The sequence below is a fragment of the Moraxella bovis genome, assembly GCF_002014975.1.
Lineage (GTDB): Bacteria > Pseudomonadota > Gammaproteobacteria > Pseudomonadales > Moraxellaceae > Moraxella > Moraxella bovis.
Genome location: NZ_MUXV01000008.1, coordinates 1 through 12,894, shown reverse-complemented (window position 1 = coordinate 12,894; position 12,894 = coordinate 1). Strand labels below are relative to the sequence as shown.

At 46.3% G+C, this 12,894-nt stretch carries 12 protein-coding genes; 7 read left to right on the top strand and 5 right to left on the bottom strand.

The window, feature by feature from the left end:
• Positions 1 to 115 precede the first annotated feature (115 nt).
• On the bottom strand, positions 116 to 1,642 hold the full coding sequence (locus tag B0182_RS02250; RefSeq protein WP_228157767.1) for an alanine/glycine:cation symporter family protein: 1,527 nt from the start codon (positions 1,640 to 1,642) through the stop codon (positions 116 to 118).
• 515 nt (positions 1,643 to 2,157) lie between these two features.
• Between B0182_RS02250 and B0182_RS02245 the strand changes: the two genes are divergently transcribed.
• The 4 genes from B0182_RS02245 to B0182_RS02230 all read left to right on the top strand — a co-directional run bounded on the left by B0182_RS02245 (position 2,158) and on the right by B0182_RS02230 (position 4,874).
• On the top strand, positions 2,158 to 2,793 hold the full coding sequence (locus tag B0182_RS02245; RefSeq protein WP_078273392.1) for a LemA family protein: 636 nt from the start codon (positions 2,158 to 2,160) through the stop codon (positions 2,791 to 2,793).
• Between the two features lie 86 nt (positions 2,794 to 2,879).
• Entirely contained in the window at positions 2,880 to 3,992 is a 1,113-nt protein-coding gene (locus tag B0182_RS02240; protein WP_078273391.1) for a TPM domain-containing protein, read from the top strand.
• Positions 3,993 to 4,016: 24 nt separating this feature from the next.
• Entirely contained in the window at positions 4,017 to 4,529 is a 513-nt protein-coding gene (locus tag B0182_RS02235) for a TPM domain-containing protein (RefSeq protein WP_078273390.1), read from the top strand.
• A gap of 6 nt (positions 4,530 to 4,535) precedes the next feature.
• A complete protein-coding gene (locus B0182_RS02230; protein ID WP_078273389.1) occupies positions 4,536 to 4,874 on the top strand; it encodes a hypothetical protein in 339 nt (112 codons plus the stop codon).
• Between the two features lie 572 nt (positions 4,875 to 5,446).
• Here B0182_RS02230 and B0182_RS02220 read toward each other — a convergent pair.
• On the bottom strand, positions 5,447 to 6,259 hold the full coding sequence (locus B0182_RS02220; protein ID WP_078273387.1) for a Cof-type HAD-IIB family hydrolase: 813 nt from the start codon (positions 6,257 to 6,259) through the stop codon (positions 5,447 to 5,449).
• Positions 6,260 to 6,365: 106 nt separating this feature from the next.
• Here B0182_RS02220 and B0182_RS02215 point away from each other — a divergent pair, with 106 nt between their 5' ends.
• From B0182_RS02215 to B0182_RS02205, 3 genes are read left to right on the top strand one after another with little or no spacing between them, the layout of a single operon-like run.
• Positions 6,366 to 6,641 (top strand): FAD assembly factor SdhE, encoded by a 276-nt coding sequence (locus tag B0182_RS02215; protein WP_078273386.1) that lies wholly within the window; start codon positions 6,366 to 6,368, stop codon positions 6,639 to 6,641.
• Positions 6,641 to 7,045, top strand: a complete 405-nt coding sequence (locus B0182_RS02210; RefSeq protein WP_078273385.1) for a hypothetical protein — start codon at positions 6,641 to 6,643, stop codon at positions 7,043 to 7,045. Before B0182_RS02215 ends, B0182_RS02210 begins: the two co-directional genes overlap by 1 nt.
• A 9-nt stretch (positions 7,046 to 7,054) precedes the next feature.
• Positions 7,055 to 8,500: an NAD(P)H-hydrate dehydratase gene (locus B0182_RS02205; RefSeq protein WP_078273384.1), complete on the top strand. Its 1,446-nt coding sequence runs from the start codon at positions 7,055 to 7,057 to the stop codon at positions 8,498 to 8,500.
• 556 nt (positions 8,501 to 9,056) lie between these two features.
• On the opposite strand, the gene groL is transcribed toward B0182_RS02205, so the two are convergent.
• The 3 genes from groL to B0182_RS02190 all read right to left on the bottom strand — a co-directional run bounded on the left by groL (position 9,057) and on the right by B0182_RS02190 (position 12,774).
• Complete coding sequence (gene groL / locus B0182_RS02200; protein WP_078273383.1) at positions 9,057 to 10,694, bottom strand: chaperonin GroEL; 1,638 nt, start codon at positions 10,692 to 10,694, stop codon at positions 9,057 to 9,059.
• Between the two features lie 200 nt (positions 10,695 to 10,894).
• Positions 10,895 to 11,197, bottom strand: coding sequence for a co-chaperone GroES (locus B0182_RS02195; RefSeq protein WP_078273382.1), 303 nt, complete (start codon positions 11,195 to 11,197; stop codon positions 10,895 to 10,897).
• Between the two features lie 101 nt (positions 11,198 to 11,298).
• Positions 11,299 to 12,774 carry an alpha/beta fold hydrolase gene (locus B0182_RS02190; protein WP_078273381.1) on the bottom strand — a complete coding sequence of 492 codons (1,476 nt, stop codon included), beginning with the start codon at positions 12,772 to 12,774 and terminating at the stop codon, positions 11,299 to 11,301.
• Between the last annotated feature and the right edge of the window lie 120 nt (positions 12,775 to 12,894).

Below are 12,894 nucleotides of genomic sequence, written 5' to 3'. Positions count from 1 at the left end.
GACGCCCCACTTTTTTAAACGGGTATTTTTTATTGCAAATACAAAAGGCAGGCACGCCCTACATAATGGCAATAAAAAAGGGCATTATCTCGCCCTTTTTTGTGTTGTTGTGTGATTATTGACCGTTTTGCTTGTCATTTTGACGCAGACGCTCTTCCCAAAATGTGGCGTTTTTGATGCCAAATTTGGTAGGGTCAAAGACAATCTTGCTACCCGCCTTACGCTGTGCTTCATAGTCGGCAAGCATTCGCATGGTAACCCGAGACCCCATAAAGAACATAATCAAGATGCCGATGATGTTAAGCCATGCGGTCATACCCACGCCCACATCGCCCCATGCCCAGATAGCCCCAGCACTGTTCAACGCTCCATAACCTACCATGATAAGAATGATAATTTTGGCAATCATTAGCCCTGTTTTTTGGGCTTGTTTGCCCAAAAATCTTGACAGATACACCACATTAATCTCAGCAATGTGGTAGTACGCCAAAATGGTGGTAAAGGCAAAGAAGAAGATGGCAACAGCAATAAAGTAATTACCAAACGCCCCAAAAGTCGTCTCAAGTGCCATCTGAGTAAAAGCAGGTGTGCCGATTTCTACCGATTTGTCCACATTTAGCAAGATAAATTCTTTGGTTTTTTCATTTTGAACGTTGTAGGTTCCCATGGTCAAAATCATAAATGCCGTTGCCGTACATACCACGAGTGTGTCCACATAAACAGAAAACGCCTGCACAAGACCTTGCTGAGATGGGTGGTCAACTTCGGCAGCCCCTGAGTGGTGCGGACCTGTACCTTGACCTGCTTCGTTTGAGTACACGCCACGCTTAACACCCCAGCCAATCGCCGCTCCAAAGCCTGCCATTGGGTTGAATATGTCGCCCATGATAAGCCCAAAGACCGCAGGGATTTTGTCAAGATTCATGACCATGATAAGTAGAGCAAGCATGATGTAGCTGACCGCCATAAATGGCACGACAATTTCAGCAAAGCTTGCAATACGCTTGATACCGCCTAGGATAATCACGCCCACCGCAACCACAACAACCGCCATGACAGCGATGCGTAGCGTGCCGACTTCTAGCCCTAAGAAATTGACCAAGTTGCCTTCGCCTGTGATGCGAGTTACCGCACTGGCAACGCCGTTAGCCTGCACCCCTGGTAGGAACACGCCACACGAGATAATCATCGCCACCGCAAAGAGAATGGCGTACCATTTTTGTCCCAAGCCTTTTTCAAAATAATAGGCAGGGCCACCACGGTATTGACCTGTGATAGGGTCTCGCTCCTTGTAGATTTGCGATAATGTACTCTCAGCGTAAGCGGTGGACGCTCCCAAAAATGCCACCACCCACATCCAAAACACCGCCGAAGGGCCACCAAAGCCGATGGCAGCCGCCACCCCTGCAATGTTACCCACGCCCACACGGTTGGCAAGTGCCACCACAAATGCCTGAAAGGACGAAATCCCGTCATCACTTTTGGTTTTACTAAATACAAGGCGTACCATCTCGCCAAACAGACGTAACTGCACAAAACGGGTCATGATGGAATAAAATAGTCCTGCCCCAAGACATAGATAAATCAAGGCAGGACTCCAAATAATCCCGTTTAGCCAATTAATAATCTCATTCATAGTCATCGCTCCCTATGCGTTTGCAATCATGACAAATAAAAAGTAAAATTAACGCTCAGCTTAGCCGATTGATTTGACAAAACAAACCGCAAGCAATTTGTCCATATCTAAAAATCCAAAGCCATCAATCAATGAGTATTTTAAGCTAGATACGTTAAATAAAAGGTAGTAGTCTAAAAAGTATGCCAAACTAGGTTTTCCGTTCGCCCTGAGCCTGCCTGCGGGTAGGAAAACCGTTAGGCTTCCCAAGCTCGCTACGAACGGTTTTCTTTGTAGCATACTTTTTTAAAAAAATCTACAATTTTTTAATGTTTTTTACAATTTTTTTGGTTTTATTAAGTTTTTTTATTTATATTTTTAAGATAAATTTAATATAAGACAATGGCAAAAACCTTGTCAATGCCAATTATTCATCTTGTAAATGCCAATTATTCAAAGACAAGCTACATTTTTTTACTTGCATTTGACGGACAAATCTTTATTATAAGCATGACTTTTATTTTATATTCAAAAGGCAATTTATGAAAAAACTCATCACATCAGCCTTGCTTACCAGCACTTTGACCCTATCAGGTTGTGGCTATAACAACTTACAAGCCCTAGACGAAGACACCAACGCCAAATGGTCGGAAGTGGTGAACCAATACCAACGCCGTGCCGACCTTGTACCAAACCTTGTGGCGGTGGTGGAGCGTTATGCCGAACACGAAAAAGAAGTCTTGACCGAAGTCGCCCAAGCCCGCTCTCGTGTCGGTAGCGTTCAGCTGACCCCTGAGACCCTAAACGACCCTAACGCCATGAAAGCCTATACGGACGCTCAGGCAGGCATGACATCTGCCCTATCTAGGCTTATGATGGTAACCGAAAACTACCCACAGCTTAAAGCAGACGGTATGTTCCAAGACTTGCAAGCCCAGCTAGAAGGCACCGAAAACCGCATTACGGTGGCTCGTAATAACTATATCCAAAGCGTGCAAGGCTATAATACAACGGTTCGCCAGTTCCCAACCAACCTAACCGCCAAGGTGTTTGGCATGCAGACCAAAGCCAATTTTAGCGTAGAAAATGAACAAGCCATTAGCACCGCACCGACCGTGAATTTTGGTAATAATAGCAATAATGCCAATACAGGCTCGGCAACGGCTACTGCTCAATAACCTTGCGTGTTTTGTAAGGGCGAGTTACATTCGCCCTTATTCCCTATTGTTAAAAATTCATTAAAATTATCATAAAAAGGCAACCCATGACCCCAATCACAACCCGTTATCGTTCATTATTTGCCACGCTTGGCATGAGTGTGGTGCTTGGGGTCGGTGTACCTGCTTTTGCCAATAACACGGCAACCGCTACCACCCCTAGCTCTGAAAACACCGCCACAGCAACCGCCAGCGCCCAAAGCGAAGGGCAAGCGGTGGAGAATTTGATTGTTTTAAATGAATTAAATAAAGCCAAAAATCAAGCCCAAAATCAACAATCCCAAAATCAAGCCCAAGCAGACAGCCAAAACCAAGCCACACCACGCCAATCCACCGCCCCTGCCGTCTCTCATGACAAGCTGATTTTAAATAACCCCGTTGTTGATGAAGCCCACATCTTGACCGCCAGCGAAAAGGCTCATTTGGAGACTCAGCTAAGACGGATTTATGATGACGGTCTGGCTCAAATGGCGGTGGTGATTGTGCCAACCACGGACGGCATGGATATTTTTGATTATGCCATTAATGTGGCGAATCGTTGGCAACTTGGGCAAAAAGACACTGACGAAGGCATTTTAATGGCGGTGGCGATTAACGACCGCAAGTTGCACATCGTTACAGGTTATGGCGTGGAAGGGGTGTTGCCCGATGCCAGTTTGAACCGCATTATCCGTGAAGACATCACACCCAGTTTTAAGACAGGGGCATACGCCCAAGGTATATCGGCAGGGATTGCACGCATTGACGAGCGGCTACGAGCCGACCCCGAGACCCTTGCCCGAGCGGATGCACGGCAGGTCAGTACCGATGAAGAGATTAGCGTGGTGCCGTTTTTTATTTTTGCCATGTTTTTTGGTACGGTGTTAAGCGGTGCTTTGGGGCGGTTTTTGGGGGCGAGCGTATCCACAGGCGGTTTTGTGCTACTGGCGACTTTGTTTGGCGTGGGGCTACTGACCGCCATTGGAGCAGGCATTTTGCTTTGGATATTGCTCATTCTTGGCGTGTTTTTAAATGGCGGACGCCGTGGCGGTGGTACTTATGTCGGTGGGGGCGGATTTGGTGGCTCTGGCGGGGGCTTTGGGGGCGGTGGGTTTGGCTCAGGTGGCTTTGGCGGTGGCGGTGGCGGATTTGGCGGTGGCGGAGCAGGTGGCTCTTGGTAATTGATTGAAAAACAAGGATAAAATATGAGACACATTCCCCAAAAAAGCCTAGCACGCCTGTTTCGCCAGATTGTTTTTGTGCCATTTTTGCACAATCGCTGGCTAACTGCCGAACTTAAAATCGCCCTTGCCGAGCGTATCGCCCGAGCCGAAAAAGGACATCGGGGCGAGATACGCCTTATCATTGAAAATCATCTGCCAGTCGGTATCGCCTACGACAACGACTGCCGTGGGCGTGCCTTACAGCTTTTTGGCGAATATGGCGTGTGGGACACCGCTCACAATACAGGCGTGCTGATTTATGTCAATCTGTGCGAGCATGACCTTGAAATCATTGCCGACCGTGGCATTGATACGTATGCCTGCGATGACTGGCAAAATCTTTGCCAAAATACGCTAGATTATTTTAAAAAAGGCGACATGGCGGACGGCTTGGGGTGGCTTGTTGATGAGATTGGGCGACTTTTGAATCAATATTTCCCTTGCGATGATACAAGTGGTAATGAGTTACCTGATAATGTGGTGTATTTAAGGTAGGCTAAAATGAACGCAACACAGCTTTTTATTGGACTTATCACGCTCTTTATCGGACTGTTTGTCATCGCCTTAGCTAACCCCTATTTTGCCAAAAAGCCTGCCAGTATTGATGATTTTAAAAAAGAACTTAGTCGGCTACTACCTAACCATGACCTAATGATAAAACACGGTTCGCAGTCTCGTATCATCGTAAGCCTTGACGGCATTCAAAAGGCGATTGTGATTATGGATAAGCCAAAGGCGGATTATGTCATGGGTGGTTTGCCGATTTTTACCACGGATAACGTGGGCGGGTTAAAACCCATTGCTGATAAAATCGGGGTGAGTGCGGTGGTGGTGAATTAACTTAATTTGCTCTAGAAATTTTTAGGGCGTGCCTACCTTTGATGTTTGCAATAAAAATGAGAAAAATCGCATGTCTTTCAAGGAAAAGTCTGCCATTGATATTGAAGTACACGCCACAGAATGAAAGAGTACTACGGTTTCCGTAGTAAAATTCAATTTTGTTGGCTGTATCAACAAGGATTTTGACATAGAAAAACAATCCGACCACTTAATTTTTAAGATTAAGTAAAAATCTTAAAATTTGCCTGATTAAGTGGTCGGATAGCTATTTTTTGTGCAAAAATTAACTTAAATTGTCAAATTTTACCATATTTTATAAGAATGTTATCAATGTCTAACACGCCCTAAATAAAATGATGTTTTAAAAAATTTATAAAACCACCACACGGTTGCCAGGCTTAAAAATCCCACCAATAATAAAAACCCATCAAGGATAGATACATTCTACAAAACGAAAAATGACTACGGTTTTTGTTCGTGGTGAGTTATGCCTACCCATGATGGAAGCCAACCTTCAACAAGCTTAGGATGAACGGTTTTTGTGGTAAATTCGATTTTGTTGGCTGTATACCCTAAATCAATCCCAAAGCCACAAGTCCCTTAAATATCCCATCGTCATCATGGCGTGGGCAGACATAGTCCGCCACGGCTTTTAGGTCGGGGTGGGCGTTACCCATCGCCACGCCAAAGCCGATCGATGAGAGCATTTCGATGTCATTTAGCCCATCACCAAAAGCAACAGCGTCCGCCATGGACAGACCCAGTGCGTCCAGCACCGAGCGAATGCCCCGAGCCTTTGAGCCGTAGACATCTAGGATGTCCACGCCAAAAATGTGCCAGCGTACGGTTTTTAGGTCGTCTCTTAGGGCGGATGAGAGCTGAGTGGTGTGGTTATTTTCATAAAATGCCAGCATTTGATAGACGGGTGTACTCATGTCAAACGACTCTGCCACACGATAGGGGATGTGTAGTGATGTTAAGGCTTGTGCCATGTATTCATCGGGACTGATTGTGACAATCTCATCACGGGTCATGTAGCCATGGGCGATACGTTCGCTTTGTAGATGGGCGGTGGTGTGGGTCAGCTGAGCGTGCGTTAAGGGAAAATGGGTCAGGCATTTACCCTGATACTCGTTATACTGCCCGTTAATCGTCACAAAAATGTCAATGCCAATCTCGTCGATAAGCTCATTAATACAAGGTGGAAACACACACAGACCACGCCCTGTGGCTATGGCGACTATGATACCACGCTCTTTTAGGGCGTGCAGAGCGGTTTTGGTGCTGTCTAAAATGTGATTTTCGTATTTGATGTAGAGCGTGTCATCGATGTCAAAAAAGACGATTTTAGGGGCGATGAGGGTGGTGGCAGGCGTGGTGTTCATGTGTGTTTTTCATTGAAAATTTACCTATTTTATGCAAAAATAACCAGATTTGCAAATCTTGCTGATTTGTGATGTTTTCAACCTAAAAGACACCAAAAGGCAACTCATGACCACATCAGATTTAGAACCAACCCTGCACCAACGCCGTATCATCTATCAAGCTCGCCGTGGCTTAAAGGAGCTTGATTTTTATATTGACCCCTATGTCAAAAATCATTATCTGACCGCCAGTGAACAAGAACAGCTTGCCTTTGAGCGACTACTAGAACACGAAGACCCTGATTTATTGCTGTTTTTTTTGGGGCAGGCAAGTCCTAATGATGCCGAGATAGGCTCACTCATTGATAAGATAAAAGCACTTAGACACACCCAATTGCTTTGATGTTTATTGATACTGCTGTCGCTCAAGTCGCTCATGACCTACCCATCAAGGCTGGTGTGCTTATCATCACGCTGTTACTGATGGCGGTGATGGGTATGCCGTGGTGGCAGTCTGCCATGGTGGGCGTGGTGTGGGCGGTGTGCCTGTGGATGGATAAAATGCGTGCCATCCCGATACATGAGCTGTCCACCCATGCCCCTGATGATGTGTGGTATCTGGGCATGTATGATGGGGTGGATAGGCAGGTATGGCAGGCGTATCTGTCGGATGTGGTGGTGATGGGACGAAGGGTGACGATGACGTTTCGTGTTGTTGTGCCGTTTGAGATAACGCACCGAGTAACCATTCATCATCGCATGATGTCAGAGCAGGATTTTCGCCGATTGGCATCACTAAAAATATAGGAAGAGCCGATGACCACGCCTATTTATACCGCCAAAGCCGTCAAAGACTGGGAGAATCGCTGGTTTAAAGATGGTAACAGCTCGTTTGGTCTGATGAAACAGGCAAGTCTTGCACTGTGTTTACATATCATTGATTTTATCGATAAAAACAACATCGCCCAAGCTGACATCATCGCATGGTGTGGCGTGGGCAACAATGGTGGGGATGGCTATCTGACGGCAAAATATCTGGCAGAGAGACTGGATAATAAGCATTTTAACGTACAAATCATCGCCCCAAATCCGCCAAAAAGTGCGGACGCTGTCCGTGCTAGGTCGCCATGTACAGGCATGCCAATGTGTGATGATGTGGGCGGTGTCATTCGCAAATTTGAAAAAGTGATACATCTGGACGCGTTGTTTGGCAATGGACCAGACAGAGAGCTTGACAAAGCATATCAAGACATCATTCACGCCTTTAACGCTCAAACAGGCACCAAAATCGCTCTTGACGTGCCAAGCGGTCTGCACCCTGATAGGGGTATTCCCATGCCTGTGTGTGCGGACGTGGATATGACCTTGTGTGTCATGGGGCTAAAAATGGGGTTGTTTGTCGGGGTGGCAAAGGATTTTGTTGGAAAAGTCATCAATCTGCCCTTGATACCGCCTGATGATGAGCTGTTGGCGGTGGCGTATTTGTCGGATAAACCCAAAATACCCACACGCCAAAGTACCGCCCACAAAGGCGACTTTGACACGGTGGCGGTCGTGGGCGGTCATCGGTGTATGGGCGGGGCGGTCATCATGGCAAGCCAAATGGCGATGAGCATGGGGGCAGGGCGAGTTACGGCGGTTTGCCACACCACGCACCACAATGCCATGCTGACACGCTCGCCCAATGTCATGGTGGCGGACATTGACGAGATGAGTGCAGGGGGCTTGGTAGGGTTTGACCGTGTGGCGTTTGGCATGGGGCTTGGGCGTGATGCGTGGGCAGAGATGATTTTTGATAAAGTCATGGATGGGGTAGCCCATCACGCCTTTGATAGGGTGGTGCTGGACGCTGATGCGTTGTACTTTTTGGCAAAAAATCCATGCAAACTGCCCGATCATGTCATCTGTACGCCCCATTCGGCAGAGTCGGCACGTCTGCTTGGTGTGAGTGTGGCGGACGTGGATAATGACAAGCTGGGTGCGCTGTATCGTTTGCATGAGCGGTATGGTGGGCAATGGGTCATCAAAGGGGCAAATACGCTAAGCTTTGATGGTACAAGGGTGCAAGTTTGCCCATTTGGTAATGCCTTTATGGCAACCGCAGGCATGGGGGACGTACTGGCGGGTATGCTTGTTGGGGCGGATATGAGTGTGCATGACGTGGTGGCGTGGCACGCTCTTATGGGCGATAGGCTTGCTGACGGGGCGATGTTTGGCATTCATGCGTGCAACATGTCAGGCGTGGCAGGCGACATGGCTTGAAATCAGACAGGGAAAAATAGACAAAAAGTCAAGGTCTCACAGACAGGATAAAGCAAATATGGTCTGCCAACTTTGAAATAATACTGCGTCAAACTCGCTCGTAGTACTACTTGTACAACTTCGCTTGTTTTCCTTGTCTTATTTCAAATTTATTTGGCTATATCATCAAAAAATTGGCAAATGATTGTTTTTACTTGTCATTTTTTATGGCTAAAATTTGCCAAAAATTTATCCCCAAAAGCTGTGGATAAGCCTGTGGATAACTTTGTAATTTTATGTGAAAATGCTGTAATGATGGGCGATGACGGTTAATTGATTGAAATTTATACATAATTTTATAAAAAATAATCCATTTAAAATCAATAACTTGTAAGTATGAATTTGTTTAGATTCTGATAGATTGGACATTTATCGTAAAATGTTTCACGCACCATTAAGAATAAAACACCCTGTGGATAAGTGTGAATTTTTGACATTTACCAAAGATTTGACCAAAAAAATCCTGCCATAACGACAGGATTTTTTATTGGGTAGTCAATAGCTGACAGCTAGGCGATTACATCATACCGCCCATGCCACCCATACCGCCCATGCCAGCACCCATATTAGGGGCTTCTGGGGCAGGTTTGTCGGTAATCATCACTTCGGTAGTGAGCATAAGACCTGCCACGCTGGCGGCGTGTTCTAGGGCAGAGCGAGTTACCTTGGCAGGGTCAAGAATACCCATTTCTAGCATATCGCCATACTGACCTGTGGCAGCGTTGTAGCCGTAGTTGCCAGAGCCGTTTTTGACTTCATTGACAATCACAGACGCTTCATCGCCAGCGTTGGTTACGATTTGGCGAAGTGGGGCTTCCATAGCACGGCGTAGAATATTGATACCTGCGTTTTGGTCGTCATTGTCGCCTTTGAGCTCAGCCAATGCAGACAACGCACGTACTAGGGCAACACCGCCCCCTGGTACGATACCTTCTTCTACCGCCGCACGGGTGGCGTGTAGAGCATCATCAACACGGTCTTTTTTCTCTTTCATTTCGGTTTCGGTAGCAGCACCGACTTTGATGACCGCCACACCGCCAGAGAGTTTGGCAACACGTTCTTGCAGTTTTTCTTTGTCGTAATCAGACGTGGATTCTTCGATTTGACGTTTGATAGATTCAACACGGCTGTCAATTTGAGCCTTGTCGCCTGCTCCGTCCACAATCACGGTGTTTTCTTTGCCAACGGTGGTTTTCTTAGCTGTGCCTAGGTGTTCAAGTGTGGCAGTTTCAAGAGACAGACCCACTTCTTCTGAAATCACCACACCACCTGTCAAAATGGCAATGTCTTGGAGCATGGCTTTACGTCTGTCGCCAAAGCCAGGGGCTTTAACGGCACAGGTTTTTAGACCGCCACGCAAGTTGTTTACCACAAGTGTCGCCAACGCTTCATTTTCTACGTCTTCGGCGATGATAAGTAGCGGACGGCTGGTTTGCATGACTTGTTCTAGTAGTGGCACAATCTCACGGATATTGGCAATCTTTTTGTCCACTAGCAGGATGTAAGGATTGTCAAATTCACAAGTCAAGCTGTCTTGTTTATTGGCAAAGTAGGGGCTGATATAGCCACGATCAAACTGCATACCCTCAACCACTTCTAGGGTGTCTTCAAAGCCTGAACCCTCTTCTACGGTAATCACGCCTTGCTTGCCGACTGTTTTCATGGCCTCACTGATTAGCTCGCCAATCTTGGTATCGGAGTTGGCTGAAATTGAACCCACCTGAGCAATCGCTTTAAAGTCATCGGCAGGGGTGGATAGAGCGTGGATTTGCTCAACCGCAACACGGGTTGCCTTGTCAATGCCACGTTTTAAATCCATAGGATTCATGCCAGCAGCGACAGTTTTCATGCCCTCTACTAGAATGGCTTGGGCAAGTACGGTGGCAGTCGTTGTGCCGTCCCCTGCCACGTCATTGGTTTTTGAAGCCACTTCACGAACCAATTGAGCACCCATGTTTTCAAATTTGTCTTCAAGCTCAATCTCTTTTGCCACGCTCACACCGTCTTTGGTAATGGTTGGAGCTCCAAAAGACTTGTCAATCACCACGTTGCGACCTTTTGGCCCTAGGGTAACTTTGACTGCGTCTGCTAGGATATTGACACCGTCAATCATTTTTTCGCGGGCGGATACGCCAAATTTTACATCTTTTGCCATGTTTATTCTCTCTTATTTGGTGGTAAGGTGCGTACCACGCACCACATTTAAAATATCAATCTAAAACGGTGCGTACTACGCATCTTACGGCTGTGAATTAATTTGAAAGGATTAAGAAAACTGTTTGTGGTGAGCTAAGTCGAACCATGAAAAGGTTTTCTTTCACCCTTCGATAAACTCAGGGCGAACAGAAAACCTAATTATTCAAGCACGCCCAAAACATCAGATTCTTTCATAATCAAAAGCTCTTCGCCGTCCACTTTGACGGTTTGACCTGCATATTGACCAAATAGCACTTTGTCGCCCACTTTAACATCTAGGGGACGTACGCCACTTGAAAATAGGCTAACGTTGTCCACAAGCTGACCGTTACCCACGGCAATCACTTCGCCTTGTTGGGGTTTTTCTTGGGCAGAACCTGGAAGCAGGATACCGCCTGCGGTTTTTTGCTCTTCTTCGGTACGGCGAACGACAATACGATCGTGTAAAGGACGGATTGGCATAAAATTTCTCCATTAACTTGTTAGGGATACTGGCAAAACCAGATTGTTTGTAAAAATGGTGTTTAGGGGCAAATTTTTCAAGATAATTTTTTAAAAATTTATCACTCACACAGTATCACTTTTTTATCAAACTGTATTTTTGGGTCAAGCAAGTACTGCACCACATAGCCGTCTACGCACGCATTCATGCCCGATAAACTCACGGTATGACCGTGATAAGGGGTGTAGATGAGCGTATCGTCAAAGCGTTTTGCCATATTAACCGCATTGGCAAGCGGTGTGGCAAGGTCGTATTTTTGGGCGACAAAGAGCAGGTTTGGCGTGTCGTTTGTGATAAGGTTTTCATTTAAATCATCGGTCGCTTGCCATTGCCAATAGTAGCAAGCGTCCAGATAATCATCATCAGAACGCTCTTTAATATCATCATAACGAACCTCACTATCGATGATTTTGGCTTGTTTGATGTAGTCGTCTCGGCTAAGTTTGGGGGCGGAGTCGGCACAGTTCACAAGGGATAAGGCATCTTTACTAAACCCTTTTTCGCCAAATTCGGACAATCGTAGCTGAGTGTTAAACTCGCCCGTCTCGCCCCTGTCAAGCTCGCCAAGCATTGTCATCATGTCCGCCCAATAGGCACTGTCGTTGATGTTCTCATTAATAATGGCTAGGATACTTTGGCTGTCTATGGTGTCGCCATTTTTGTCGGTTAAGTTTTTGGCAGAGATGTCGGCTAATTTGTTGATAAATGCGGTGTTTGGGTCTTGGGAGTTGTCAAAAATACAAGTGTCTTGGCAGCTTTTGATAAAGGCATCAAAGGCGATTTGGGAGCCTTTGTACTGATTTTTTAAAATGGTAAATAGGCTCTCGCTCGTATCCACCACCCCGTCCGCCACGCCTGCTCGCAAGTGCGTGGGGTAATGCTCGGCATATTTGGCGACAAGTTTTGTGCCGTATGAGTAGCCCACCATGCTCCACACGTCCACGCCAAGCTGAGTGCGAATGCTGTCTAGGTCTTTGACGACTTCTTTTGAGCTGATAAAGGGCAAAATGTCCGCCCCTGTGTGCTGTATGCAAGCGTCCATATAGGCTTTGGCACTCGTGTTGCCCTGCTCGTCCGTCTCGTCCACGCCACCGCAGTCTATGGCAGGGGCAGACGGGGCAACCCCACGGGGAGCATAGCCCAATACGTTAAAATTGTCCTTAACCGTTTGCCCATAGTCATCAAACAACGTCATGCTCATATCAAGGCTATGACCGCCCGGCCCGCCGTTTAGGAGCAACAACTCGCCAATGGGACTGCCCTTAGTAGGCAAACGGGTAAGCGGTATGGCAAAGGTTTTGCCATAAGGCTTGGTATAATCCACAGGCACATTGACGGTCGCACATTGCAGTCGCACGGACGGCGGTAAGCTAAACCACGACCAGTAGGCAGGGCGATAGCAAGAATGCCAAGTAATGTCGCCTTGTTTGGTAGACCCACTAATAAGGTATAAGTAAAAGCACAGTAAAATGGCGATAAGTGCGATGATAAAAATAGTGATATATTTTAAAAATGATTTTAATAATTTTAAAGTCATACAAAACCCACAAACTAACAAATTTTAAAAGTTATATGATAACATAAAATGTAACAAAATATGCATAATGATTAGTTTGCTTTATGATAATGGCAAATAAAATATACCCCACTCTCAACT